The sequence below is a fragment of the Luminiphilus sp. nBUS_07 genome (genome assembly GCF_051201685.1).
Classification (GTDB): domain Bacteria; phylum Pseudomonadota; class Gammaproteobacteria; order Pseudomonadales; family Halieaceae; genus Luminiphilus.
Genome location: NZ_CP179213.1, coordinates 2815805 through 2842635, shown reverse-complemented (window position 1 = coordinate 2842635; position 26831 = coordinate 2815805). Strand labels below are relative to the sequence as shown.

Here is a 26831-nt window from a genome sequence, read left to right as displayed (position 1 = left end):
TTGACCCCCAAAGGGGCTTGAAATCTAGTCGTGGCGCACCAACGTAAAGCCTTTATACTGGCATGCTGCACGTGTCTCAGATTTTGGAGTGAGGGAAAAATTTTGAACAACATGGCGAAAAATTTGCTTTTGTGGCTGGTAATTGCCGCAGTCTTGCTCTCTGTATTTAATAATTTCAGTATGCAGGGCGCCAGCGAGCAGGTGGGTTACTCCAGCTTTATTGAGGAAATTAACAACGATCGAATCCGCAAGGTGGTCGTAGACGGGCTCACAATTAGTGCGGAACGCTATGACGGCTCAACCTTTGAAACGATTCGACCCATGGTTGAAGATCCAAAGCTTATGGATGACCTGCTCACGCACAGTGTGGAGGTTGAGGGCAGGAAGCCAGAGCAGCAAAGTGTCTGGACACAGCTGCTGGTCGCCAGTTTCCCCATCCTCATTATCATCGCCGTGTTTATGTTTTTTATGCGCCAGATGCAAGGTGGTGGCGGTGGCCGAGGCGGCCCCATGAGCTTCGGCAAAAGCAAAGCCAAGCTGTTGGGTGAAGACCAGATAACAACGACTTTTGCCGATGTGGCTGGAGTCGACGAGGCCAAGGAAGACGTGCAAGAGTTGGTGGAATACCTGCGGGATCCCAGCCGCTTCCAGAAGTTAGGTGGCAGGATTCCTCGAGGTATTTTGATGGTCGGGCAGCCGGGAACGGGTAAGACGCTGCTGGCCAAGGCCATTGCGGGAGAGGCCAAGGTCCCCTTCTTCTCAATTTCGGGTTCGGATTTTGTCGAAATGTTCGTTGGCGTTGGCGCCTCTCGGGTTCGCGACATGTTTGAGCAAGCCAAAAAGCAGTCGCCCTGCATCATTTTCATCGACGAGATCGATGCCGTTGGCCGTCACCGTGGCGCGGGCTTGGGGGGCGGACACGACGAGCGAGAGCAAACACTCAACCAATTGCTCGTGGAGATGGACGGTTTTGAAGTCAACGATGGTGTCATTGTTATTGCCGCCACCAACCGGCCAGATGTGTTGGATCCAGCGTTATTGCGTCCCGGACGATTTGATCGTCAAGTGGTTGTAGGCCTACCGGATATACGGGGCAGAGAGCACATTTTAAAGGTGCACATGCGCAAAGTTCCCCTGGGTGAGGATGTTGATCCGTCGAAAATCGCTAGAGGAACCCCCGGATTCTCGGGTGCGGATCTTGCCAATCTGGTGAACGAGGCAGCCCTTTTTGCTGCACGCTCTGGCGTGCGCATGGTGGGCATGCAGCAATTTGAGCTGGCCAAGGACAAAATCATGATGGGCGCAGAGCGGCGTTCCATGGTCATGTCAGAAAAGGAAAAACTGAACACGGCATACCACGAGGCGGGGCATGCGATTGTGGGGCGTTTAATGCCCGAGCATGATCCGGTGTACAAGGTGTCTATTATTCCCCGTGGTCGAGCACTGGGTGTCACCATGTTCCTGCCTGAGGAAGACCGATACAGTCATAGCCGACGACATATTGTGAGTCAAATCACTAGTTTGTTTGGTGGTCGTGTTGCCGAAGAAATGACGTTGGGTCCCGAGGGGATTACAACAGGAGCCTCTAACGACATTCAGCGGGCAACGGAGATTGCTCGAAATATGGTCACTAAGTGGGGCCTCTCGCCGAAGATGGGTCCGTTGATGTATGACGAAGGTGGCGAAGAAGTATTCTTGGGTCGCAGCGCCGGTCAGCCGGCTAAAGCCATGTCAGACGATACTGCGCGCGCGATAGATCAGGAGGTGAGAACGATCATTGATGAATGCTATCAAGGCGCGCATCAAATCCTCGAGGAAAATCGCAAAAAGCTCGATGTAATGGCTGAGGCACTGATGCAGTACGAGACCATCGATGCCGAGCAGATTGACGATATTATGAACGACATCACCCCCCGCCCGCCTGCGGATTGGGGTGATTCCGGAGGCAGTCAATCAGATGGCGGTGGCGCCTCTTCGTCCACCGACTCCGTGGGGCCTATTGGTGATCCCGCTGGAGAGCATTAATCGTCTAACACCATGAAAAAACCGGGCTATGGGCCCACACAGCTAGTGTGCCCTGGCCGGGAATTTTCCTTGAGTCGTCCCTTGGTCATGGGAATTCTCAACGTTACTCCCGATTCATTTTCAGACGGTGGAGCACTGTTTAGCGCTTCAAGCCTAAACCTGGACGCCCTCTGCCGAGTTGCTGAAACCATGGTGGTTGCTGGTGCCTCGTTTCTCGATATCGGTGGCGAATCTACACGTCCCGGTGCACTGGCGGTCTCCGAGCAGGAGGAGATGGATCGCGTCCTTGGCGCAATAACCTGCGTTAAAAGCCGCTTCGATGTTGAAATCTCATTAGACTCCAGTTCTCCTAATGTCATGCTCGCCGGCGCCGCAGCAGGGGTCGGCTTGATTAATGATGTCCGGGCGCTGGGTCGAGACGGCGCTGTGGAAGCCGCGGCTAAGACGGGCTTACCTATTTGCTTGATGCATATGCAAGGGGATCCGCTGACGATGCAGCAGGGTCCTAAATATGTAGATGTGGTGTCAGAGGTCACTGAGTTTCTCGAGCAGCGTGCTGCAATTTGTAGTGCCGCAGGCATTCCTCGTGAGCGCTTGATTTTTGACCCCGGTTTTGGCTTTGGAAAATCCCCTGAGCATAATTTCAGCTTGCTCAAGCGTCTGCCTGAGGTGGCAGCCTTGGGACAACCTGTTCTGGTAGGGCTATCCCGGAAGTCCATGATAGCCTCGGTGATTGATCGCGATACGACGCAGCGTATGCCCGCGAGTTTGGCGCTGGCCGTGTTGGCAATGACTGGTGGCGCTCACATTTTACGAGTGCATGATGTGGTTGAAACTTTGGATGCTGTCGCTATGATGACCGCCTTTGCAGAGGCCTCACTATGAGTAAAAAGTATTTCGGTACCGATGGAATTCGCGGCCGCGTCGGAGAAGCCCCCATCACTCCAGAATTTATGCTGCGGCTGGGGTGGGCTTGCGGCCAGGTATTCTCGGAGCGACTAGGAGAGAAGGTCTCGGTCATTATTGGTAAGGACACCCGAGTTTCAGGTTATATGTTCGAGTCTGCGCTCGAGGCGGGATTAGTGGCTGCAGGGGCGAATGTAAAGTTGCTGGGTCCATTGCCTACGCCTGCTATTGCCATGATGACTCGCAGCCAAAATGCTGCGGTGGGCATCGTTATCAGTGCTTCCCATAATCCCTATTATGACAATGGGATTAAGTTTTTTTCGGGCCTTGGTGCAAAGCTATCCGATGAACTTGAACTGGCTATCGAAGCAGCGCTGGAAGCGCCCATGCAAACAGTAGATTCGGCACAGTTGGGCAAGGCGACACGGCTAAATGACGCCGCGGGTCGGTATGTTGAGTTCTGTAAAGCGACGTTACCCCGGCAATACACCCTCAAAGGCTTAAACATCGTCCTGGATTGTGCCCATGGCGCGACGTATAACGTCGCGCCCCCTGTATTTCGTGAGTTGGGTGCCAATGTCACGGTGATTGGCGCCGATCCAGATGGTTTTAATATCAACGAAGGCGTCGGTTCAACGGCAACCGAATTGCTCAGTCAGCGGGTAGTTGAGACCAACGCAGACTTCGGAGTTGCTTTTGATGGGGATGGCGACCGTGTTCTCTTCATTGATGCTGATGGGTCTCTGGTTGATGGTGATGCTCTACTTTATGTTCTCGCGATGCACCGGCTAGCGGTCGGACAATCGGATCCGGGTGTGGTGGGCACACAGATGTCGAATATGGGTCTGGAAATTGCGCTCGGGGAGCAGGGTGTTCAGCTAGCTAGAACGAAAGTGGGTGATCGTTATGTCCGAGAGCGTATGGCTGCCGAGGGTTGGCAGCTAGGCGGAGAGTCGTCTGGACACCTGATTTGTGGTGACGTCACCACAACGGGTGATGGCATTGTAGCCGCACTGCAGGTGATCAAGGCTATCGTCGCCAGTGGTCGGACCCTGTCGGACTTACTCTCGGGTATGAAGCGCTTGCCCCAAGTTATGATTAATGTGCCGCTGCCAGAGACCGACCTTGATCTGGCAGGAGACAACCCGGTGTCTGCTGTTTGTCGAGAAGTAGAAAATGTTTTGGAGGGTCGGGGAAGGCTCTTGTTACGTCCGTCAGGGACTGAGCCCGTTATCAGAGTCATGGTCGAAGGTGATGACGCCGCAGAAATCCAAGGGCTAGCCGAACAGGTCGCCGGTGTCATTCGCAGCGCTTGATATCGGTTGTTCGGGTCTGGGGAGCTTGCGGTCGCGAGGGCCTTCCGCTATTCTCGCGCGCCTGATCTGGCTGGAGCAAGCCTGATGGCGGGACTAGTCATCGCCAATTGGAAAATGCATGGCAGCCTCGAGCTGATCGCAGAATTTTCAAAGGAGTGGCGCGCGCTGCCTCGGTTGACAGACGTCAACGCGGTCCTTTGTCCGCCTGCGCCTTATTTGGCGAGTGTTAGCGGGGCATTGGAAGGCGTTGCACTGGGAGCTCAAAACTGTGCCGATCGGATTGAGGGTGCTTTCACCGGTGAGGTGTCGGTTCAAATGCTCAGTGATCTCGGGTGTGGCTATGTCATTATCGGGCACTCCGAACGGCGGGCTCTGTATAACGAGACCGATGCTCAGGTAGCGGTCAAAGCTCAGTTGGCTATTGCCCAAGGGTTACAAGCGGTGGTTTGTGTTGGGGAAACCCTGGCGCACCGCGATGCGGATCAGCAAGACAAGGTTGTCACCGAGCAGCTACTGCGCTCGTTGGCGGAGGTACCTTGCGAAAATTTAGTTGTAGCGTACGAACCGGTTTGGGCAATTGGCACAGGACGTACGGCAACTCCGGCTCAGGCTGAAGCCATGCACGGAGTGATCAGAGAGTGCTTGCAGGGTCATTTTGGTGAGGCCGGTGCTGGCATTCCTGTTATCTACGGGGGCAGCGTGAAGCCTGAAAATGCAGGTGTACTCTTTGAGTGCGATAATATTGATGGGGCTCTCGTTGGGGGAGCTTCTTTAAATGCCAATAGCTTTTGGCAAATTGCCAGCGCAGCAAGCGCTGGGAGGGCGTAGTGGAACAGATTATTTTGGTGGTACACCTGCTGGTGGCCTTGGGCATTATCGGTCTCATAATGATGCAGCAGGGCAAAGGCTCTGACATAGGCGCATCCTTTGGCGCCGGTGGCTCTCAGACACTGCTTGGTAGCGTCGGTAGTGCTAATTTGCTGACAAAATTAACAGCTTGGTTGGTGGCTGCTTTTTTCGCCAGTAGTTTTGGCTTGGCAATGATTGCTGATAGCCGAACCGCTGGTGAAGATGATTTGGGGTTCGAGTTACCTATGGAGGCCGTGGAAGCTGCACCTGTGCAGTCTTTTGAAAGCGACCTGCCTGCGGGCGATATCCCCGAGACGGTTTTTGAGAGCGACGGGTCTGATTTACCCTCGCTGGATTCAGCAGAAGGTGATGTTATTGACTCGGGGCAGGATTTACCCGAGGGTTAAAAAAATGCGGGAGTGGTGGAATTGGTAGACACGCTATCTTGAGGGGGTAGTGGCCTATGGCTGTGCGGGTTCAAGTCCCGCCTTCCGCACCAACACAACTAAAGACCCTGTTTGGGTCTTTTTTTTGTTTTTTTGAAACACGACTTAGACCCCTTTTGACGCACTGCAGAAAAGAGTCGGGGGACCAATGGGGCTGAAGTCTACCTGTCCAACATTCTCTGCGGGGGTTGGTCTACAGTTGTTAGGCTTGCAAACCGAAGGTCTGAGCTTCTTTTGGGCAAAACTAGATTTTGAGTCGAAGAACTAGGCCCGTCAGTGGTTACTAGGGGACTTTTTTTCGCACTTAGAGCCCGTGTCTTTTTATTGCAAATAATCAAGTGCTGAGTTGACGTTAAGGTGGCGCATCCCTATACTCCTGCGCCTCTGCTTAGTGGGTTTGACCCGCTAAGGTGACAACCAAAGGTAACGCGGATATTGGCAGCGTTCCCTACAGGGGTGGTCACAACAGGTTTTGATGCGGGGTGGAGCAGCCTGGTAGCTCGTCGGGCTCATAACCCGAAGGTCGTCGGTTCAAATCCGGCCCCCGCTACCAAATCGATGGCAGCCATTGCTCAGGCAGCCATCACGTTTAAGCCCCTGTTTGGGGCTTTTTTGTATCCGCTGAAAACACACTTGAGATGCAACGTGTATGTCAGGAAAAGAATTACGATTGTCGGAGTTACTGACGCCTACGGTGGAATCTTTAGGATTCGAGCTGTGGGGTCTAGAGCTTTTGTCGCCCAACCGGCGCCCGACACTTCGACTCTTTATTGAAGCGGAAACGGGTGTCAGTGTTGATGACTGCGCCAAGGTAAGCCGACATGTTGGCGGGGTGCTGGATGTGGAGGATCCCATATCAGGCGATTACACTTTAGAGGTGTCTTCTCCAGGGATCGATCGGCTTTTGTTTAAAGTCGAGCAGTATGCGCTTTATATTAACGAGCCGATTGAGGTGAAGCTGCGATTTCCATTTGAGGGTAGGCGTCGCTTTCGGGGTTGGTTGATGGGTATCGAGGGTGAGGACGTGGTAGTGCGTGTAGAAGATCATGATTATCTTCTTCCGCTCAAACAAATTGATAGAGCACGAGTACAACCTAGGTTGGATACTGGTGGGAAAAAAACAAAGTCGCCGGAGACATCCGGGCAGTAATTCAAGAGAGCAACAAGGTCGCCCAGGGTAGCGGGTCGCTGCGAGGAATACGATGAGTAAAGAAATATTGATGGTTGCGGAGGCAGTCTCCGCAGAGAAAGGTGTTTCGGAAGATATTATTTTCGAAGCTATCGAGTTGGCACTTGCGACGGCGGCGAAAAAACGCTTCGACGAAGAGTCCGATATCGAAGTGGTGATTGATCGTGAGAGCGGTGAATATCAAACCCGCAGGCGTTGGTTGGTGGTTCCTGACACGGAGCTGGCTTTGTTGGGGACGCAGTTCACCACTGAGGAGGCTGCAGAAGCTGATGCGAGCTTGCAAGTCGGCGATGTGCACGAGGAAATTATTGAGAATGCAGACTTTGGTCGCATTGCTGCCCAGACGGCCAAGCAGGTCATTGTGCAGCGAGTACGTGACGCCGAGCGGGCGCAAATCGTCGATCTATATCGAGATCGTACTGGTGAGCTTCTGGCGGGGATCGTTAAAAAAGTCACCCGCGATAATGTGATTGTTGACTTGGGCAATAATGCCGAGGGGTTACTGCCTCGGGGAGAGTTGGTCGGCAGAGAGACGTTCCGAATCAACGATCGGGTGCGTGCAATTTTGAGTGAAATAAATACCGAGTCTCGGGGCCCTCAACTCGTTATGTCGAGAGCCTGCCGGGAAATGCTGACCGAGCTGTTTAAAATTGAAGTGCCGGAGATCTCAGAAGGCGTTATCCAGATCCGTGCGGCAGCGCGGGATCCGGGATCTCGGGCTAAAATTGCGGTGAAAACCGGAGACCAACGTATCGATCCTGTTGGAGCCTGCGTTGGCATGCGAGGTTCACGTGTGCAGGCCGTTTCCAATGAGCTCGATAATGAACGCGTGGATATTATTCTCTGGGACGATAACCCCGCTCAGCTGGTTATTAACGCAATGTCTCCAGCGGAAGTAGAGTCGATTGTTGTTGATGAAGATAGCAACACGATGGAAGTCGCCGTTGCAGAAGACAATTTGGCTCAAGCTATTGGCCGTGGTGGGCAGAATGTTCGCCTCGCCTCAGAGCTCACCGGTTGGACGATCAATGTCATGAGCACTGACGAAGCGGTTGAGCGTCAGGAGGCAGAGGCCGTTGAAATTATAGAAACCTTTATGAATGCTCTCGATGTTGATGAAGACGTCGCTGTGGTGCTAGTTGAAGAGGGTTTCACGACTCTCGACGAGGTGGCCTATATACCGCTTGAGGAAATGATGGGTATCGAAGGATTCGATGAGGCAATATCCGAAGAACTTCGTGCTCGTGCCAAAGACGCGCTGTTAACCATGGCCATTGCGACCGAAGAAAAACTGGATGTTGAGCCTGCGGAAGACCTTCTAACTATGGAAGGCATGGAGCGGCACCTTGCATTTGTACTCGCGAGTCGAGGCGTAGTAACAATGGAAGACCTCGCCGAGCAAGGCGTTGACGATTTGATGGACATAGAAGACATGACCGAAGAGCGAGCGGGAGAGTTGATTATGACCGCTCGAGCACCTTGGTTTGCGGAGGAGGAAGCCTGATTTTTATCGGGTTCAATCCATATCAACCAAGTCTGACGGATCAGGAGTAACAGATGGCACAGACAGTAGAACAGCTAGCCGAGACGGTGGGTGCCTCCGTCGAGAGATTGCTGTCCCAAATGAAAGAGGCGGGATTGTCGCACTCGGCTGCAGACGAAGAGGTGTCAGAGGAGGATAAGCAAACCCTCCTGGCTGCCTTGAAGCGCAGCCATGGTGAGGGTGAAGCCGCGCCTCGTAAAATCACGCTGAAACGCAAACAGCTCAGCACATTGCGAACGGGTGGTAGCGGAAAGCGTACGGTCAACGTAGAGGTGCGTAAAAAGCGCACCTACGTTAAACGTGACGAGCAGGAAGACGTTGCTGGGGAAGAGCTCGAGGCAGCTGCCATTGCCGCGGAAGGCGCCAATGAATCCTCCGTTTCTGCTGACGGTGTTGCTGAAACAGCGCTTAATGCTTCCGAGTCGTTGACTGAGGCCACCGCGTCGACAGAGGGTGAGGGATCCGCTGCTAATAGCACCGCTAACTTGGACGCTACCGAGCCGGAATCTGAGGGCGCTGTTGAGACTGTTGCACCCGTTGAGCTAGAGGACGAGGATTTATCAAGCCTAGATCCTGAAGTATTACGTCAGCGCGCTACAGCCCGTCGCAAGGCTGAAGAAGAACAGCGTAAACAGGCCCTAGAGACTGCGGCTGAAGAGCGTAAAAAGGAAGAGCAACGCAAGGTCGAGGAAGATAAGCTTCGGCAGGCAGAGGCAACCAAACGGTCCGCTGCGCCCAGTGAACCCGATGCTGATCGCAAGCCAAAGCGCATGCATGATGCGCCCGCAAGTCGCACAACCCGCGAAGATAACGACCGCAAGAAACCCGGCCGTGGGCGCCTGGCTAGAACCTCAATTGCGGGCGCTAGAGGCAAGCAGCGCGGTCACAATCTGTCGATGAGTGATATCGAAGCCGCCGAGGGTGGCGCCGGGCGCCGCCGTGGTGGCCGCCGCAAAAAAGGCCATGAAGAGCACAGCAAACACGGGTTTGCCCAGCCAACAGAAAAAATTGTTTACGACGTTAATGTTCCCGAGAACATCTCCGTTGGCGAGCTCGCACAACAAATGGCGGTAAAAGCGGGGGTGGTCATAAAAGAGTTAATGCGCTTGGGTGTCATGGCCACGATCAATCAGATGGTCGATCAGGATACCGCGTCGCTGGTTATCGAAGAGCTGGGCCATAGAGTTAAGTTGGTCAGTGAAGACGAGCTTGAGGATAAACTCGAAGAGGCCATTGCCAAACAAGAGGGAACGCTTACACCGCGTGCCCCTGTTGTCACGGTGATGGGCCACGTCGATCACGGCAAGACATCATTGCTGGACTACATTCGTGAAACTAAGGTGGCCAGCGGTGAGGCAGGCGGGATTACGCAGCATATCGGTGCGTATCACGTGCAGACAGGGCAGGGAATGATTACCTTCCTAGATACTCCCGGACACGCTGCCTTTACTTCCATGCGTGCTCGCGGTGCTCGATCAACTGACATTGTGATTTTGGTGGTTGCTGCCGATGACGGCGTAATGCCCCAAACCGAAGAAGCGATACAGCACGCCCGCGCCGCGGAAGTGCCTTTGGTTGTGGCGGTCAACAAAATCGACAAAGAGGCTGCGGATCCCGATCGGGTGAAGAACGAGCTTGCGGCAAAGGACGTCATTCCTGAGGATTGGGGTGGTGATACACAGTTTATCGAGGTGTCGGCTCAAACCGGCCAAGGTATTGACGCACTGCTAGATGCACTACTGCTGCAGTCTGAACTGTTAGAGCTACAGGCACCCAGAGACACCGCTGGGCAAGGAATCGTAATTGAATCCCGCCTCGATAAGGGTCGTGGTTCAGTCGCCTCTTTGCTGGTTCAGCAGGGCACCCTTCGTCAGGGGGATATCGTTCTTGCAGGGCTACAGTATGGCCGCGTGCGAGCGATGTTGGACGAGTCCTCGCAGCCCATTGACGACGCGGGCCCTAGTATCCCTGTAGAAATTTTGGGGCTAGATGGTACGCCAGATGCTGGCGACTCCTTTGTGGTTGTTGAAAGCGAGAAACGAGCTCGCGAGATCGCTGAAAGCCGCTCTGAGAAGTTGCGCACGAACCGATTGGCACGCCAGCAGGCAGCCAAGCTCGACAATATGTTCGAATCTATGACCGCCGGTGAGCGCAAAGTCTTGAACCTCGTTGTAAAGGCTGACGTGCGAGGATCTCTTGAGGCCCTCCAGGGTGCCTTGGCAGATCTTGGCAATGATGAGGTCAAGGTCAATGTAGTCGCCAGCGGTGTAGGTGGGTTGACCGAGTCTGATGTCAGTCTCGCGTTGACCTCTGAAGCGATTATGTTCGGTTTCAATGTCCGAGCCGATTCGGGTGCGCGTCGTCTTGCCGAGCAAGAAGGCGTAGAAGTCCGGTACTACAAAGTGATCTACGACTTGATCGACGATGTCAGATCCGCGCTCAGTGGTTTGCTGTCTCCAGAGCTCCGTGAGGAAATTATTGGCATTGCTGAGGTCCGAGATGTGTTCCGGTCACCGAAGTTTGGCCAGATCGCTGGCTGTATGGTGACCGAAGGCACGGTATATCGCTCCAAGCCGATTCGCGTACTTCGGGACAATATTGTTATTTACGAGGGTGAGCTCGAGTCGCTGAGACGCTTCAAAGATGACGCCAGCGAGGTCCGTAATGGTGTTGAGTGTGGTATCGGGGTGAAGAACTACACCGATGTTAAAGTGGGTGACCTCATTGAAGTCTTTGACGTCAACGAGATCGCACGAACACTCTGATCGCCAGTGCCTAAAGACTATAGCAGGACACAGCGTATTGGGGATTCTTTGCAGCAGGAGCTTGCTCGACTGCTGCAATTTACTCTCAGCGATCCGCGATTGAAAATGGTGAGCGTGACTGGCGTTGATGTCAGTCGTGACCTTTCTCATGCCAAAGTGTTTTTTACCCAAATGGGGGTCGATGACGCTGAAGCAGCCGCGGTGACAACGTCCACTTTAGATCGTGCCAGTGGTTTTCTAAGATCTGAGATTGCGAGGACTGCAACGTTGCGTACGGTACCCAAGCTGCGCTTTTGCTTTGATGAAAGTGTGGGGCGTGGTCGTGATATGGAGGCCCTCATTCGCGATGTGCGCGCTGCAGATATCGAGCTAGGAGCCGACTCAGATAGCACCGAGGAACAATAACGGTGGGGCGGCGTCGGCGGGGTCGTGCCGTCAACGGTATTTTAATTCTCGATAAGCCCTTGGGCCTCACCTCTAACGCCGCTCTGCAAAGATGTAAACGCCTATACGATGCTGCTAAAGCCGGCCACACCGGCAGTTTGGATCCATTAGCCACTGGTGTGCTGCCCCTGTGCTTTGGTGAGGCCACGAAGTTTTCACAGTTTGTACTCGATGCCGATAAGGCTTATACCAGCACCTTTGTGCTTGGCGTTGGTACCGATACCTTGGATGTCGAGGGCGACATCATCGCTCAGGAAGACGCTTCGTTTATCGATGTCAGTGCTGTGAAGCGGGCTGTATCAGGCCTGACCGGTGACATCGAGCAGGTGCCGCCCATGTACTCTGCAATAAAGCGCAATGGGCAGCCGCTGTATAAATTGGCTAGAAAGGGTGTAGAGGTGGAGCGTGCCTCGCGGCCTGTGAGTATTCATGAGTTTGAATGCTTGGCGTTTCGCCCCGGGGTGGCCGCTGAGGTTGATGTGGCGATCCGCTGTTCCAAAGGAACTTACATTCGTAGCCTGGCGGAATCGTTGGGTGAAAAAGTGGGGCTCCCGGCCCACGTTAGCGCTCTGCGTCGCACAATGGCGGGCCCTTACGCTTTGCACGAGGCTATTCCTCTAGCAGGCCTAGAGGAGCTCGCGGTAAACGGAGTGGAGGGCTTGGACGACTGTCTGCGCCCAATGGATGGGCCGCTGTCTAATTTGCCCTCAGTAAGCTTAGTTGAGTCCTCTACTTTTTACCTACAAAGAGGCCAGCCGGTGCTGGTGCCAAATGCCCCTAAAAATGGTACACTCAGGCTTTATGCGGCAGACAAACGCTTTATTGGCATCGGTGAAGTACTCGATGACGGGCGTGTCGCACCCAAAAGACTTGTGAACGACTCCTAAGTTTCTCGTAAGAGTATCTACGCAAGAACGGATTTCATAACGGACCTGTCTGTAAGCCTGCACGGACAGAGCCCGATCATACAAGCAGGTTGGAGAAGAGAACTATGGCTTTAGATGCAGCCACAAAGGCCCAAATTGTCACCGACTACAAGCAGTCAGAAGGCGATACGGGTTCCCCAGAAGTGCAAGTAGCACTGCTCACAGCAAACATTGAACAGTTGCAATCCCACTTCAAGGAGCACGCACAGGATCACCATTCTCGGCGTGGCCTTATTCGTATGGTCAACCAGCGACGTAAACTGCTGGATTACTTGAAAAGCAAAGACACAGCGCGCTACGCAAATTTAATTAAGCGTCTCGGTCTGCGTCGGTAAAGACCATTTTCTTGGCCGGCCAACGCCGGCCTTTTTATTTGTTGGAGAAAGTTAGTGAATGTAGTCAAAAAAACATTCCAGTACGGTGACCATGAGATCACCCTGGAGACAGGTCGTATTGCTCGACAGGCGAGCGGTGCCGTTATGGTTACCATGGGAAATACCAGTGTTTTATGCACGGTGGTCGCGGCGCGGGAAATGCGTGCGGGACAAGATTTCTTCCCGCTGTCGGTTCATTACATCGAAAAAAGGTATGCAGTTGGAAAAATTCCGGGAGGCTTTTTCAAGCGAGAAGCGCGGCCCAGCGAAAAGGAAACGCTGACGTCACGGTTGATTGACCGCCCTGTTCGTCCGCTGTTCCCTAACGGGTTCATGAATGAAGTGCAGGTGGTTTGTACCGTTATGTCAGCTGACAACGAAACTGACCCTGATATTCCTGCAATGATTGGTACATCGGCAGCATTAGCTATTTCGGGCTGTCCATTCAACGGACCTATTGGCGGTGCCCGAGTTGGCTTTACTGAGGCGAAGGGTTATTTGTTAAACCCAAGCTACAGTGCTCTCAAGAGTAGTCAGCTCGATATGGTGGTTGCCGGCACTTCTGAAGCTGTGTTGATGGTTGAGTCTGAGGCTCAGGAGTTAACCGAAGATCAGATGTTGGGCGCGGTATTGTTTGCCCATCAAGAAATGCAAACAGTGATCAAAGCGATTAATGAACTGGTTGAAGAGGCGGGCAAGCCACGCTGGGACTGGTCTGCGGCGCCGGTAGACGAGGCGTTAAAAGCTGCTGTCGAAGCTGAGGCCAAGGCTGGCTTGGGTGAGGCATACCGCATTACTGAAAAAGCGGCGCGCTACGAGCGTGTTGGTGAAGTGCGAGATGCCACGATGGCCGCACTAGCGGTAGAAGGTGGTCCCTCTAAAGACGACATCAAGGACCAATTCAAGGCTCTCGAAAAGAACATTGTTCGGCAGCGCATCATCAGCGGTGAGCCGCGCATTGATGGTCGTGACGGCCGCACAGTTAGGCCTATCGTGTGTGAGGTCGACGTTCTCGACAAGGCACACGGCTCAGCTTTGTTTACTCGTGGTGAAACGCAGGCCATTGGTGCGGTGACGTTAGGCTCTAGTCGCGATGCACAGATCATCGACGCCCTCGAAGGCGAGCGACGGGATCCTTTTATGCTCCACTACAACTTCCCTCCCTACTCGGTGGGCGAGGCGGGTCGTATTGGTTTCACCAGTCGACGTGAGATTGGTCACGGTCGTTTGGCTCGACGCGGTCTTGCCGCGACACTGCCTACCGAAGAAGAGTTTCCCTACACGGTTCGCGTGGTATCTGAGATTACTGAATCAAACGGCTCTAGCTCCATGGCCTCTGTCTGTGTGGGCTCCTTGGCCATGATGGCTGCGGGCGTGCCCGTTAAGGCTCCGGTAGCAGGTATTGCGATGGGTCTTGTGAAGGAAGGCAATCAGTTTGCGGTACTCACTGATATCCTAGGGGATGAAGATCATCTTGGTGATATGGACTTCAAAGTGGCGGGTACTTCAGGTGGTATCACTGCGCTCCAAATGGATATCAAGATCGAAGGTATCAATGAGCAAATTATGGAGATAGCCCTCGAGCAGGCCATGCAAGCTCGCCTGCATATCTTGGGACAGATGAACTCAGTCTTGGCAGCACCCCGTGAAATCGTGTCAGAGAATGCGCCCAGCATGGTGCAGCTGAAAATTGATTCAGACAAAATACGCGACATTATCGGTAAGGGTGGAGCCACAATACGTTCAATTACTGAAGAATCTGGTGCGACCGTTGATATCGAAGACGACGGCACAGTGAAGGTCTTTGGTGTCACTAAAGAATCTCGTGATCACGCTGTTAACGCGATCATGGCGATTACCGCTGAAGCCGAAGTGGGTGCAATCTACGAAGGTACGATTGCGCGCATTGTCGATTTCGGTGCGTTCGTTACCATCTTGCCGGGCAAAGACGGTTTGGTGCACATTTCGCAGATCGCTGAAGAGCGTGTTGAGAATGTCACAGACTACCTGAAAGAAGGTGAGACGGTCCGGGTTAAAGTACTCGACGTGGACCAGCGTGGCCGTATTAAGCTCTCGATTAAAGAGGTTGCTGCTGATGAAGCGACCGATGCTGCAGAGCCTGCTGGGGAAGCCGAGCCTGAGGACCTTTCCGAGGAATAGGTCACTGAGCACCGATAAAAAAACCGCGACACGTCGCGGTTTTTTTATGTCTACCTTCAATGAAGCAGTAAAAAGACTACTGAGATGGCTAAGTGTCGTCGTTTCTGCGAGCCACCAGGTCCTGAACCACGGAAGGGTCAGCTAGTGTTGAGATATCGCCGAGGTTATCAAAATCGCACTCTGCGATTTTTCTGAGAATCCGTCGCATAATTTTTCCTGAACGGGTTTTTGGCAGCCCGGGGGCCCATTGAATAATGTCAGGCTTGGCAATGGGCCCTATTTCTTTGACGCAAAGTTGGATGAGCTCCGCCTTTAAATCATCGTTGGCTGTAATGCCCGCTTTTGGGGTGACATAGGCATAAATTCCTTGTCCCTTAATGTCGTGGGGAAATCCTACGACAGCAGATTCTGCTATGTCTGGGTGTTCTCCGAGTGCTGCTTCCACCTCGGCTGTACCCATGCGGTGCCCCGATACATTGAGGACGTCGTCAACTCGCCCCGTGATCCGGTAATAGCCCTCTGCGTCTCTCAGTGCGCCATCGCCGGTGAAATAATACCCGTCATAGGTACTAAAATAAGTATCGAGCATGCGCTGATGATCGTTGTACACCGAGCGTATTTGTCCTGGCCATGATCGTTTTATGGCGAGATAACCGGCAGCCTCGCCCTCAAGCACTTGGCCATTTTCATCGAGCAGCACAGGTTCAACGCCAAAAAATGGGAAGCCGGCGTAGCCCGGCTTGAGGGCGTGAGCTCCTGGCAGCGGCGTGATCATGATGCCCCCGGTTTCAGTTTGCCACCACGTGTCGACGATTGGACAGCGCCCGTCACCCACAATCTTGTGATACCACTCCCAGGCTTCGGGGTTAATGGGTTCACCGACTGAGCCAAGAACCCGCAGTGTTGTTCTAGAGTGGCGAGTGACCCACTCATCACCCATTCCCATCAGTGCGCGAATTGCGGTAGGGGCCGTGAAAAACAAAGTCACCGAATGTTTATCAACGACCTGCCAGAAACGGCCTGCGTCGGGATAGGTGGGAATGCCCTCAAAAATAACCGATGTTGCCCCATTGGCGAGGGGTCCATAAACGATATAGGTGTGGCCTGTCACCCAACCTACGTCGGCGGTACACCACCAAATATCGTTAGCTTGATAGTCAAATACATAGCGGAAGGTCATTGCTGCCTGAAGTAGGTAACCACCCGTCGTGTGGAGTACACCTTTGGGCTTTCCGGTGGAGCCTGAGGTGTACAAAATAAAGAGTGGGTCCTCTGCATCCATTGCCTCGGGAGCACATTCTGTCTCGGCTGCCTCGCAAGCCGAGGCATAGTTCACATCACGCCCGTCATGCCAATCGATCTCTCCACCCGTATGGGCCACCACAATGACGGACCTTACACAGCTGCAGCTCTCCAATGCGGTATCAACGTTGGCCTTGAGTGGAATTTTTCGTCCGCCACGAATGCCCTCGTCGGCAGTGATCACCATGGCGCAGTCGGCATCGTTAATTCGATTTTGGAGCGCCTCAGGTGAGAAGCCACCAAATACCACTGAGTGGATTGCGCCAATACGGGCACAAGCCAGCATGGCAAAGGTCGCTTCGGGTATCATGGGCATGTAAATACAGACCCGATCGCCCCGCCCAATGCCTTGTGACTTAAGAACGTTAGCCAGCCGGCAAACAGCGTTCTTCAGCTCCTCATAGCTGATACGCCTGCTGTTATTGGGGTCATCGCCCTCCCATATAAAGGCTGTCTGCTCAGCGCGCTCTGGGAGGTGTCTGTCGATGCAATTGACCGAGACATTGAGTTTGCCACCGACGAACCAATGGGCTTCTCCTGTGCTTATGTCTGCGTCTACAACCTGAGTCCAGGGTGCTTCCCAGTCGAGGAATTCTTGAGCGCGGGCCGCCCAAAATGTAGAGGGATCATCTAGGGATTCTCGGTACCACTGCTCGTAGGTTTCGGGGCTGATGTGCGCCTTGGAAAAACTCGCAGGTACTGGGTACAGGGGGTGCTCAGACATACTGGATCGCTCTTGTGGTAGACAACCATAAATTACACCCCCAGCTTACTATTATTGGGTTCAATGCTGAAGCTGACCGAGGTTATCTTTAAATTGATAGAGTGGTTGCAGGCTATCACCATGGCAGGATATTGCTGCGGCGCTGACCCTGCAGTGGAACGAAAGGAAATGGGTTAATAGCAGCAAGTAACAGCTCAACGGTGAGCTTAAAACCCTTCAAAAATAGTTTTCGTTACACGCTTATCACAAGTCACACTGGTTACATGAGAGTGAGTGGAAGCAGGGCTTAGGCACGTAGCTGGTCACGTAAAAGGTGTAGCCGTTAGATCCGTGCGACCCCATCACAGGTAAGTTGCACCCAGAGGCACTCTACTTTTTGTATGGCTCGAGGGTATTATTGTTCATGGGCTAGGAGTCTATTTGCGCCGTTAAGCGGCTTGAGAATAGAGATTCAGGTAGTCTTGACCGCGGCAGGTTTTCTGTCTGTTATAAGACGTGGTCTCAGCAACAAGACGTTAAAGGATGCGAACTATGAGCCAGTTGTCGGAAGCGCAGGCTAAAGAGTATTGGAAGCGCAATCGCAGTTTGATGATTCGCCTGATGATCATATGGTTTGTGGTCAGTTTTGGCTGTGGGATTTTGTGGGTCGACACCCTCAATCTTATTCAAGTGGGCGGCTATAAGTTGGGTTTTTGGTTTGCACAGCAGGGCTCTATTTTTGTGTTTATCGGTTTGATTTTTTATTACGTGGTGGCTATGGCCCGTTTGGATCGTGAGTTTGGGGTGGAGGAAGACTAATGGATCTGGCCACCATTACCTACATCGTTGTGGGTCTGACCTTTACGGTCTACATCGCAATCGCCATCGCAGCACGGGCAGGCTCGACTCAAGAATTTTATGTCGCGGGCGGGGGTATACACCCGATTGCTAATGGTATGGCAACAGCGGCAGATTGGATGTCAGCAGCATCTTTTATCTCTATGGCGGGTTTGATTGGCATTTCCTACAACGGGTACGGAGGTTCGGTCTTTCTCATGGGTTGGACCGGCGGGTACGTGATTCTTGCCATGCTGTTGGCGCCTTACCTCCGCAAATACGGAAAGTTTACGGTACCCGAATTTATCGGAGATCGGTATTACTCGGACACGGCCCGGGTTGTTGCCGTTATTTGTCTGATTTTGTGTTCTGTGACCTATGTCATTGGGCAAATGAAGGGCATTGGTGTGGCATTCTCCCGGTTTTTGGAGACAGATTATGAGACCGGGCTGTACACGGGAATGGTCATTGTCTTTTTCTACGCGGTGCTGGGCGGTATGAAGGGCATTACTTACACCCAGATTGCGCAATATGTCGTGCTCATTCTGGCTTACACGATTCCGGCCATTTTCATTAGCTTTCAGTTGACCGGAAACCCCATTCCTCAGCTGGGCTTGGGCAGCACCTTGGTTGGTAGTGACACGTTCTTGCTCGATAAGCTCGACAGGGTATTACTGGAAACGGGTTTCAAGGAGTACACGACCTCGGTACGGTTGAGCACGCTCAATATGTTTGCTTATACAGCCTCGCTAATGATCGGCACAGCCGGCTTACCCCACGTGATCATTCGCTTTTTTACAGTGCCTAAAGTTCGTGATGCGCGTAAATCAGCGGGTTATGCCCTGGTTTTTATCGCGATTCTCTACACGACGGCGCCCGCGGTTGCAGCAATGGCGCGACTAAATATTATGCAAACGATTGAACCTAGCCCCGGGCAGCACCTATTAATCGAAGAGCGTCCCCAATGGTTTAAAAACTGGGAGCAAACGGGGTTGCTGGCAATACAGGACAAAAACGGTGATGGCAGGTTGCAGTATGTGGCCGACTCACAGCGTAACGAGCTGGTTAAGCTCGACAACGACATACTGGTGCTGGCCAATCCAGAAATCGCTCAATTGCCCAATTGGATCATCGCGCTGGTGGCCGCCGGTGGTCTCGCGGCAGCGCTTTCAACCGCGGCAGGGCTGCTGCTGGCCATCTCCTCGGCAATTTCCCATGACTTGCTGAAGAGCACTTTCTATCCGTCAATTTCTGAGCAGATGGAGCTCAATGCCTCCCGGGGTGCGATGGCGGTCGCTGTATTCGGGGCAGGCTACTTGGGTTTGAATCCCCCGGGGTTTGCTGCTGGCACTGTGGCACTAGCCTTTGGGCTTGCGGCGGCGTCTATTTTCCCGGCGTTAATGATGGGCATCTTTTCCAGTCGAGTCACTCGGGAGGGTGCCATCACTGGTATGGTGCTTGGGTTGGGGGTCACCTTGTTTTACGTTTTCCAGCACAAGGGGATTATGTTTGTCGCTGACTGGCGATTTTTACCCAGCCTCGGCAAAAATTGGTTTTTTGGTATAGAGCCAAATGCCATTGGTTGTGTCGGTGCCGCGGTCAATTTTATGGTTGCCCTAGGAGTGAGCCGTCTCACGGGTGAGCCGCCTGAGCGCGTTCGTAAACTCGTGCAAGAAATACGTATACCCTCTGGCTCTGTAACTGTGCCGCTTCACCACTAAGCCCCCACCCGTTTTATTTGGATGATTTGTATGTCGATGTTGACCAATAAGCATGTACTCGCCGCGCTGCTAGTGGCGCCTATTCTCGCAGTGCTCACCTGGTATGGTGCCGGGCAACTCACCGATGATGTAGAGCAGCAGGCCGCCCCAGCACAGGGGGGGGCCTCCTATCCTTTAGTTGAACGTCCGGGCTGTCGCTATCCGGGTGGTAAATGTGGGCTGTCTAATGAGGGCTTTAAGTTGGCAATTGTGGTTCTGCCAACGGGGCAATTGCGCATGACGTCTGCAGTGCCATTAGATTTTGTGCTGGTTGGACTGGAGTCTGAGGGTGATCAGGGCCCCGTGAAGGCCTTACCTGTGTCGGCTGAACAGGATAGGTGGGTTCATAACTTTATTGTAATGCCGTCGAGTGAAGATCGACTCAGAGTAGTAGCCGGTGTCAGTGGAGCTTCTCTATTTGGTGACGTCGCGCTCACTTTTACTGAACCCAGCGATCAGTAATGCTCTATGACGATATTATCGATGAGGCGCGTTCCCTCTAGCGAGGCCGCACAGAAAATAGCAATATTTGTATCGTCCTCCTGGGCGGGCAGTAAATCCGAGCACCGTCTAGCCTCACAATATTCGCTGACAAAGCCAAGTGTGTTGAGGCGCTGGATGACACCGCTGCAAAGCCCTTCATAGTCTCTGGCCCCCCCCTGAATCGCATCGCTAGCAGCGATGAGGTTGCGATATAAGGCTGGAGCTAGGCCCAGCGCTTCTGAGGTCAGATAGTTGTTTCGAGAGCTGAGAGCCAGCCCGTCGGCATTTCGCTGGGTTGGAACACTTTCGATCCGAACGGGAATTCTCAGGTCAGCCACCATTTTTCTAATCACTAGCAGCTGCTGTAGGTCCTTCTCTCCAAACAAGGCGATATCAGCGGCAACTAGGTTTAACAGTTTACAAACGACTGTGGTCACACCGTCAAAGTGGCCGACACGCTTACTGCCACACAAAACATCGGTAAGGCCTGGAACGGTGACCTTGGTGTGGGCTTCTAAACCCGCGGGATATAGATCTTCTACGCCAGGCGTAAATACGAGGGCAACCCCCTCCGCGGTCAAGAGTTCAAGGTCTTGCTCCAGCGTTCTAGGATAGGCGTCAAGGTCTTCGGTGGGGCTGAACTGCAGTGGATTCACGAAGATCGAAACAACGACATGCTCAGCCATGGTCAAGCCTTGCCGAACTAGGCTTAGGTGCCCCTCGTGCAAATTGCCCATTGTTGGCACAAAGGCAACCGTGCCGTCTCCACGTACCGACTTAAGGCGTTGACGCAGCTCGTCGGAGTCTTTGGCTATCTCCATTGACCTCTGTACCTCGGCTAGGAGTAGGTGTGCTGTTCTTTGGGGTATACCCCACTTTTTACGGCTTCTACGAAGGCGCGCAAAGCGACCTGTACGGATGCTGAACCGGTCATGAAGTTCTCTACAAACTTCGGAGGGTGTTCGCTCAGCCCCAACATGTCGTGTAACACTAGCACTTGGGCGTCAGTACCTGGGCCTGCGCCAATGCCTATCACCGGAATATCAAGTTTTGAGCTAATGTCTGCCGCAAGGTGTGCAGGAATGCACTCAAGTACGAGTAAACTAGCCCCAGCATCCTGAATTTCAACGGCATCGGCTAAAATCGACTTGGCTTCTTTTGGGGTCCTTCCCTGTACTTTGTAACCCCCAAATACGTTCACGGATTGTGGCGTCAGCCCTAAGTGGGCACACACTGGGATACCGCGCTCTACCAGTTGATGGATGGTGTCACTCAGCCATACGCCCCCTTCGAGTTTGACCATCTGAGCTCCTGCTTGCATCAGCATCATGCCTGACGCCAAAGCCTTGTCGGTTGTGTCATAGCTCATAAATGGCATATCTGCGACAACGAGGGAGCGTGGTGCCCCGCGACAAACGCAGCTTGTGTGATAGGCCATGTCGCTGATGGTGACGGGTATCGTTGTGTCGTGCCCTTGCAACACCATGCCTAGTGAGTCGCCAACAAGAATTGTTTCAGCGCCTGCATCACTGATTAGCCGCGAAAAAGTGGCGTCATAGGCGGTCATCATGACGAACTTCTCGCCGTCCGATTTCATTTTATTCAGCGTACCGATGGTTATCTTGTCACTCATCTGCGCTATCCGATTGCCTTTGTGTCATCGTTGGGTTTCCTGTGGGTGCAAGGTTAACCGAAGAAGGTGGGATTGAAATAGTGCCGGCCACTACGAATATCGAGTAGGTAATCGACCAGTTGAGAAAAATCTTCGTGTCCCTGCGACAAATCGATCTCGTTAGCATTAACGATCAGTAACGGAGCGGCGTCATAATAAAGAAAAAACTCGCTGTAGACCTCGTTGATTTGCTCAAGGTACTCGCGATCGATTCTGCGCTCGCTGGCTACGCCTCGCGTCAATATGCGGTCAAGGAGGCGGTCAGGAGAGGCCTGCAGGTAGATGACCAAGTCGGGTAGGGGCGCATCTATTGTGAGCTGTTGAAACACCTTTTCGTAGAGAGCGTACTCATCGGGGTCTAAATTGATCCTAGCAAACAAAGGGTCCTTGTCTATTAGGAAGTCAGACACCCTGACAGGCTCAAATATGTCGGTTTGTCGAAGATCGGCAATTTTTTGGCTGCGCTGAAAAAGGAAAAAGAGCTGTGTCGCCAACGCAGCTTCTTTACGATTTTGGTAAAAACGCTCCAAGAAGGGGTTTTCATGAGCGTCCTCTAGTAATACCTGATAGTTGAAAGCCTCCGCTAGACGTCGCGCAAGTGTTGTTTTGCCCACGCCAATAGGACCCTCGACCGCGATGTATCCGGGTGGAGTGCGACCCCGTAAATCTAAATTTGCAGGATCAAAACTGTGTTGAGAATTGGCGTTCAAAGTGGATTTCCAGGTATCTCGCCGTTGCAAAGTTGATCAGAGCTCAGCTTCAGGTCGTGTGTGGAGCAGCCCGCGAGTAATGTACCAATATCCAAACCGTTGGGCATTAGATATTCATTGCCTAGAAGCTCGGCGAGGGGCTTGAGAACAAAATCTCTTTGATACAGGCCAGGATGAGGAAGGGTCAGCCGCTCGCTCTCTACTGAGGTGTCACCGCAGAACAGCAGGTCGAGGTCGATGCAGCGCTCTCCCCAATGTCTTTTGCGGACCCTACCCATTGTGGTCTCTATTGCGAGGAGGGCCGTCAGTAGCTCGTTGGGGTCAATGGTTGTTTCAATATGGGCACAAGCATTAAGGAAAGGCGGTTGATCGCTGGGGCCCATAGGCTGAGACTCGTAAAATGATGAGACGGCAACAAGGCGGGTGTCGGGTAACGCGGTCAAGGCGTTACAGGCCCGGCGAAGTTGCGTGGCAGGTTCTCCAATGTTTGATCCCAGCCCCACGAATGCCTCGGTCAACCCTCTCTTTTCCTTCTCGGTCTGCGACGACGAGGCGGTTTATCCTCTGTGCGTGGTGGTGCGGTGCCTACCAGGTCTGGGTACTCCAACTGTTGTTGCTCCCAAAATTTTCCGGCACTGTCCAGTGCTTCTGAAGATTCTTCGCGCAATAAAAGTAAGTCGTAAGCAGCGCGGAATCTACGATCTGCAAGGAGGTCTTTGACGCGTTTAGGTTGTCGTCTTTCAAGGCGGGTTTGCAGCTCCCAAATCTCTCTTACGGGGAAAGAAAACCGCTTTGGAATCGCCATTTTTTGGCAAGTTTCAGCAATCACCTGTTGTCCTGCACTGTGAATAGCCTGTGTAGCCGCCTCCCCAGCCCTAACCAAGTTGTCAGCGCGTGTTTGCACGACAGGCCAAAGCAGCGCAGCGAGTAGAAAAGCAGGTGTTACATGGCGCCCATCTTTGACTCTTTGGTCAGTATTGCCCATGGCTTGCGTCACTAGCGTCTTGAAGCGTGGCTCTTTTTCGATAAGGAAGGCTGCGTCCGGACACAAGCTGTCCAGAAGCTGATACCGCAGAAGCAGTAACAGCGTGGGGCGGCCGTGGCCGGCCATAAATAGCTTTAAAAATTCATCAAAAAGCCGCGCAGGTGGAATTTCTGCCAGTAGCGGGCCGCATACGCCGATGGCCGCCTCGGTTTCTGACTCGATATCGAACTGCAATTTTGCGGCAAACCGAACGACTCTAAGCATCCGCACTGGGTCTTCGCGATAGCGCGTTTGAGGATCGCCCAAAACACGAACAAGGCGGGCATTAATGTCCTTTTGCCCATCCATTTGGTCCAGCACGGACCCGTCGATCGGGTTGTAATACATAGCGTTAATGGTGAGATCACGTCGAGCAGCATCTTCCGCCAAAGTGCCATAGACGTTGTCACGCAGCAGTAGGCCTTTGTCTGACTGTTTGCTGGCACTTTTGATGGAGTCCTCGCTCAGGTGAGGCCCTCGATAGGTTGTGACTTCAATGATCTCGCGGCCGTCTCTTACGTGTACGATCTGAAAGCGTCGGCCAATAATTCTTGCACTGCGAAAAAGACCCTTTACCTCTTCGGGTGTGGCATTGGTTGCAACGTCAAAATCTTTTGGTTTGTTTCCAAGAATAAGGTCTCTAACCGCGCCACCAACGATATAGCCTTCGTAATCTGCAGCACGGAGCCTCTCCACCACACGGATGGCGGCGGGGCTCACGTATTCGCGATTAACCTTGTTCTTAGCCTTGGGGATTAGAGACACAGAATGTCCTCTGGGCGCTTTGAGCCGTAGTGTACTATCCAGAGACGCTCAGGGGGAGATTGTGTTTCCGACGGACAAAAAGAAACATGGGGAAGTACTCTTCCCCACCCAGGTCCGTTCTTGCTTTATTATTGCTTTTGGGCCGCTTATTATTATTTGGGCTCTACCAAATAATCTGCAGGCAACGTGCCAAGAGATAAAACCACATTAATAACAAGGGCTTAGTAATTTTTGTCTTGGTTGCAGCCGGGCTGATACCCCAAAAGTGTTACTTTTATACCCTGTGAGTGTTACTGATGGTCGATGTCGACGCCCTCACTTAACGCTGACCGCGCTTACTGGGCTGACTTCGGGGTAAGCCAAAACGTTGGCGTCGCTCCCAAAGACACTTCCGACTCACCCCTAATTTTTGTGCAAGCTGAGTTTCACTCATTGAGTCCTGATGCTCGAGAACAAAGCGCATAAAGTAATCCTCGAGAGAGAGCTCTTCGTCGGTTGCCAACGGATCCCCGGTATCAATTTCTGTGGTTGCACCTGCTACGATTGAGAGCGATGCATCGTGATTGTTTGCCGCGATTGACGTCAGGCCCATATCGAAAGCTTCTACAAACTCTCCCTCGGCCATGACCAAGCCGCGTTCTACGGCATGCTCGAGTTCTCTTACATTCCCCGGCCAGGGGTGCTGCGCCACCACATTAATAGCGTTTTCGCTCAAAGCACGCGGCTGTATGCCAAGTTTTTCCGCCACAGTCGCAGCAAACCACTGCGCCATAGAGGCAATATCTACCGATCGCTGTCTCAATGGCGGAATTGTTAGGCCTAACACGTTGATTCGATAAAAAAGATCTTTTCGAAACTCGTTTCGGCTTGCGAGGGCCGATAAATCTCTGTGGGTTGCGCAGATAAGTCGTACGTCCACCGTTTTACTACTGACGGCACCGATTTGTCGGATCTCACCTTCTTGGATGAAGCGTAATAATCTGGCTTGTGCTGATTGTGGCAACTCTCCAATTTCGTCGAGAAAGAGTGTGCCTCCATTCGCGGCTTCGATGAGTCCCATGCGATTACTGGTCGCGCCTGTGAATGCGCCTTTTTCGTAGCCAAAAAGCTCCGACTCGATGAGTGACTCTGGAATGGCTGCACAGTTAAGAGAAACGAGAGGGCGGCCATTTCGTCGGCTTAATGTGTGCACACGCCTGGCGGTTAATTCTTTGCCTGTTCCAGTTTCACCTTGTATCAGCACCGTTGAGTCAGTGCGCGCCACCTTTTGTATCTGCTCGTCAAGCTTTCTTAAGGTCGGGCATTGACCCTGAAAAAATTGGCGTGTGGGTTGGTGATATTGTTTGCTTGTGCCGTCGGCACGGCCCTGCCGGGGGAGCGCTGCCGCTACAACGTTGAGCAAATCATCGTCAGAGCAAGGCTTCGCCAAATAATCGACAGCACCGGCTTTCATGGAATCAACCGCTGAGCGCAGGCTGGCGTAGTTGGTCATGACAATGACGGGGACGGGGCTTGCTGACCGGATAAGTTCAGCGCCACTGGCCCCCGCGAGCTTAAGTTCGGTGACAATCAAGTCAAACTCAGCGAGGTTGTATTGAGTTTCAGCTTCTTGAACTCCGGACGCTTCCGCAACTTTATAGTCCCGCGTTTCAAGTACGCGGCGTAGGGCCTGTCGTTGCGAGGGCTCATCGTCAACTAGCAATATCAATGGCATATCATCAGAATCCGTTGCGGAAGAAGGCAAAGCGCCTTCTACCTAGGCAACATTACTTTAAGTAACCCAGTAACAAAATGGGATTATTTGTTACCTAGGTACCCGGGACGGGTCCCATTGAGCTAGGCTCCATGCGAGCAAAGACGCAGGATCCTTTAGATTAGAGGGCGGACTAGGCTGACCTAAAGCTCGCACTGCGCCCCGGAGGTTGTTAGCGGGGTGATCATCGTCAACGGCTGTTGCGCCCTGTTGCTTGCTGAGCTTAAAGCCGTTTTGATCCTTGATGATTGGCAAGTGCCCATATTGAGGGGATGAGAGGCCCAGCCTGCGTTGTAAAAAGACCTGCCGCGGAGTGGAGTCAAGCAGATCACTTCCGCGCGTCACTTGTGTGGCCAAAGGGGCGGCATCATCTACTGCGGCAGCAAGCTGATAAGCGTACAAGCCATCCCGGCGTCGAACGACGAAATCGCTGAGTTGCTGACCGAGGTGCCAGCTTTGGCTGCCTAAAAAATCGTCATCTAATGTAATAAACGTGTCGGGGGGTACCTTCACCCGAAGGCTAGCGGAAGCGGCATTGGTCTGATTTTTATCGGCGCAGGCGTTTTGACAGCTACCAGTGGGACCGAGCATTGCTCGAGTGCAGACGCAATAGAACAGGTCACCCCGCTCGTTCAGGCGATTCAGAGCGTGCTCATAACGGACGGTGTGATGACTTTGATACTGAACGTCACCATCAAACGGTAAGCCGTGGCACTCAAGGCTTTTTTGAATGGCAGCTACCGATTCAGGGACCGCTCTGGGAGGGTCAATATCATCAATTCTGAGGTGCCAATGCCCATTCTGGGCGCGTGCGTGAAGGAAACTGCCTACCGCGGCTAACAGAGAGCCTGCGTGCATGGGGCCCGTAGGAGACGGTGC

Annotated in this window: 23 protein-coding genes and 2 tRNA genes; 17 read left to right on the top strand and 8 right to left on the bottom strand. The window is 53.0% G+C overall.

The annotated features are described in order from the left end of the window. Nucleotides 1–111 precede the first annotated feature (111 nt). The 14 genes from ftsH to pnp all read left to right on the top strand — a co-directional run bounded on the left by ftsH (nucleotide 112) and on the right by pnp (nucleotide 14943). On the top strand, nucleotides 112–2025 hold the full coding sequence (gene ftsH, locus ACMAZB_RS12650; protein ID WP_435212355.1) for an ATP-dependent zinc metalloprotease FtsH: 1914 nt from the start codon (nucleotides 112–114) through the stop codon (nucleotides 2023–2025). 69 nt (nucleotides 2026–2094) lie between these two features. Continuing rightward, nucleotides 2095–2910, top strand: a complete 816-nt coding sequence (folP, locus tag ACMAZB_RS12645) for a dihydropteroate synthase (protein WP_435217666.1) — start codon at nucleotides 2095–2097, stop codon at nucleotides 2908–2910. After that, on the top strand, nucleotides 2907–4247 hold the full coding sequence (glmM, locus tag ACMAZB_RS12640; protein WP_435217664.1) for a phosphoglucosamine mutase: 1341 nt from the start codon (nucleotides 2907–2909) through the stop codon (nucleotides 4245–4247). Before folP ends, glmM begins: the two co-directional genes overlap by 4 nt. Nucleotides 4248–4331: 84 nt before the next feature. After that, on the top strand, nucleotides 4332–5075 hold the full coding sequence (tpiA, locus tag ACMAZB_RS12635; RefSeq protein ID WP_435217662.1) for a triose-phosphate isomerase: 744 nt from the start codon (nucleotides 4332–4334) through the stop codon (nucleotides 5073–5075). Continuing rightward, nucleotides 5075–5503 carry a preprotein translocase subunit SecG gene (gene secG / locus ACMAZB_RS12630; protein ID WP_435217660.1) on the top strand — a complete coding sequence of 143 codons (429 nt, stop codon included), beginning with the start codon at nucleotides 5075–5077 and terminating at the stop codon, nucleotides 5501–5503. The genes tpiA and secG overlap by 1 nt, the downstream gene beginning before the upstream one ends. A 6-nt stretch (nucleotides 5504–5509) precedes the next feature. After that, nucleotides 5510–5595, top strand: a tRNA-Leu gene (locus tag ACMAZB_RS12625). Nucleotides 5596–6018: 423 nt separating this feature from the next. Continuing rightward, nucleotides 6019–6095 (top strand) — tRNA-Met (locus tag ACMAZB_RS12620). A gap of 96 nt (nucleotides 6096–6191) precedes the next feature. After that, nucleotides 6192–6692 (top strand): ribosome maturation factor RimP, encoded by a 501-nt coding sequence (rimP, locus tag ACMAZB_RS12615; RefSeq protein ID WP_435217658.1) that lies wholly within the window; start codon nucleotides 6192–6194, stop codon nucleotides 6690–6692. Nucleotides 6693–6744: 52 nt separating this feature from the next. Beyond that, on the top strand, nucleotides 6745–8235 hold the full coding sequence (nusA, locus tag ACMAZB_RS12610) for a transcription termination factor NusA (RefSeq protein WP_435217656.1): 1491 nt from the start codon (nucleotides 6745–6747) through the stop codon (nucleotides 8233–8235). 53 nt (nucleotides 8236–8288) lie between these two features. After that, a complete protein-coding gene (infB, locus tag ACMAZB_RS12605; RefSeq protein ID WP_435217654.1) occupies nucleotides 8289–11039 on the top strand; it encodes a translation initiation factor IF-2 in 2751 nt (916 codons plus the stop codon). Between the two features lie 48 nt (nucleotides 11040–11087). Beyond that, nucleotides 11088–11444 carry a 30S ribosome-binding factor RbfA gene (gene rbfA / locus ACMAZB_RS12600; RefSeq protein ID WP_435217652.1) on the top strand — a complete coding sequence of 119 codons (357 nt, stop codon included), beginning with the start codon at nucleotides 11088–11090 and terminating at the stop codon, nucleotides 11442–11444. 2 nt (nucleotides 11445–11446) lie between these two features. Further along, nucleotides 11447–12370: a tRNA pseudouridine(55) synthase TruB gene (gene truB, locus ACMAZB_RS12595; protein ID WP_435217650.1), complete on the top strand. Its 924-nt coding sequence runs from the start codon at nucleotides 11447–11449 to the stop codon at nucleotides 12368–12370. Nucleotides 12371–12474: 104 nt separating this feature from the next. After that, nucleotides 12475–12744, top strand: a complete 270-nt coding sequence (gene rpsO / locus ACMAZB_RS12590) for a 30S ribosomal protein S15 (protein ID WP_007234967.1) — start codon at nucleotides 12475–12477, stop codon at nucleotides 12742–12744. Nucleotides 12745–12798: 54 nt separating this feature from the next. Next, nucleotides 12799–14943, top strand: a complete 2145-nt coding sequence (gene pnp / locus ACMAZB_RS12585; RefSeq protein ID WP_435212336.1) for a polyribonucleotide nucleotidyltransferase — start codon at nucleotides 12799–12801, stop codon at nucleotides 14941–14943. A gap of 88 nt (nucleotides 14944–15031) precedes the next feature. Here pnp and acs read toward each other — a convergent pair whose 3' ends face one another. After that, on the bottom strand, nucleotides 15032–16969 hold the full coding sequence (acs, locus tag ACMAZB_RS12580; protein WP_435217648.1) for an acetate--CoA ligase: 1938 nt from the start codon (nucleotides 16967–16969) through the stop codon (nucleotides 15032–15034). Between the two features lie 531 nt (nucleotides 16970–17500). On the opposite strand from acs, the gene ACMAZB_RS12575 reads away from it, so the two are divergent. From ACMAZB_RS12575 to ACMAZB_RS12565, 3 genes are read left to right on the top strand one after another with little or no spacing between them, the layout of a single operon-like run. After that, entirely contained in the window at nucleotides 17501–17767 is a 267-nt protein-coding gene (locus tag ACMAZB_RS12575) for a DUF4212 domain-containing protein (RefSeq protein ID WP_435212333.1), read from the top strand. After that, the gene (locus ACMAZB_RS12570) at nucleotides 17767–19506 is read left to right on the top strand and encodes a sodium:solute symporter family protein (RefSeq protein WP_435217646.1); all 1740 of its coding nucleotides are present in this window, start codon (nucleotides 17767–17769) and stop codon (nucleotides 19504–19506) included. The genes ACMAZB_RS12575 and ACMAZB_RS12570 overlap by 1 nt, the downstream gene beginning before the upstream one ends. 30 nt (nucleotides 19507–19536) lie before the next feature. Continuing rightward, complete coding sequence (locus tag ACMAZB_RS12565) at nucleotides 19537–20007, top strand: hypothetical protein (protein WP_435217644.1); 471 nt, start codon at nucleotides 19537–19539, stop codon at nucleotides 20005–20007. Here the strand turns inward: ACMAZB_RS12565 and panC are convergent. The 7 genes from panC to gluQRS all read right to left on the bottom strand — a co-directional run bounded on the left by panC (nucleotide 20001) and on the right by gluQRS (nucleotide 26810). Then, on the bottom strand, nucleotides 20001–20849 hold the full coding sequence (gene panC / locus ACMAZB_RS12560; protein WP_435217642.1) for a pantoate--beta-alanine ligase: 849 nt from the start codon (nucleotides 20847–20849) through the stop codon (nucleotides 20001–20003). The two genes, ACMAZB_RS12565 and panC, sit on opposite strands and share 7 nt — an antisense overlap. Nucleotides 20850–20866: 17 nt before the next feature. Next, complete coding sequence (panB, locus tag ACMAZB_RS12555) at nucleotides 20867–21661, bottom strand: 3-methyl-2-oxobutanoate hydroxymethyltransferase (RefSeq protein WP_435212326.1); 795 nt, start codon at nucleotides 21659–21661, stop codon at nucleotides 20867–20869. A 53-nt stretch (nucleotides 21662–21714) separates the two neighbouring features. Continuing rightward, nucleotides 21715–22410 (bottom strand): deoxynucleoside kinase, encoded by a 696-nt coding sequence (locus tag ACMAZB_RS12550; protein WP_435217640.1) that lies wholly within the window; start codon nucleotides 22408–22410, stop codon nucleotides 21715–21717. Further along, a complete protein-coding gene (gene folK / locus ACMAZB_RS12545; RefSeq protein ID WP_435217638.1) occupies nucleotides 22407–22928 on the bottom strand; it encodes a 2-amino-4-hydroxy-6-hydroxymethyldihydropteridine diphosphokinase in 522 nt (173 codons plus the stop codon). Before folK ends, ACMAZB_RS12550 begins: the two co-directional genes overlap by 4 nt. Further along, nucleotides 22925–24199 carry a polynucleotide adenylyltransferase PcnB gene (gene pcnB, locus ACMAZB_RS12540; protein ID WP_435217636.1) on the bottom strand — a complete coding sequence of 425 codons (1275 nt, stop codon included), beginning with the start codon at nucleotides 24197–24199 and terminating at the stop codon, nucleotides 22925–22927. Before pcnB ends, folK begins: the two co-directional genes overlap by 4 nt. A gap of 319 nt (nucleotides 24200–24518) precedes the next feature. Continuing rightward, nucleotides 24519–25913, bottom strand: coding sequence for a sigma-54-dependent transcriptional regulator (locus ACMAZB_RS12535; protein WP_435217634.1), 1395 nt, complete (start codon nucleotides 25911–25913; stop codon nucleotides 24519–24521). A 90-nt stretch (nucleotides 25914–26003) separates the two neighbouring features. Then, nucleotides 26004–26810 carry a tRNA glutamyl-Q(34) synthetase GluQRS gene (gene gluQRS / locus ACMAZB_RS12530; RefSeq protein ID WP_435217632.1) on the bottom strand — a complete coding sequence of 269 codons (807 nt, stop codon included), beginning with the start codon at nucleotides 26808–26810 and terminating at the stop codon, nucleotides 26004–26006. Nucleotides 26811–26831 lie beyond the last annotated feature (21 nt).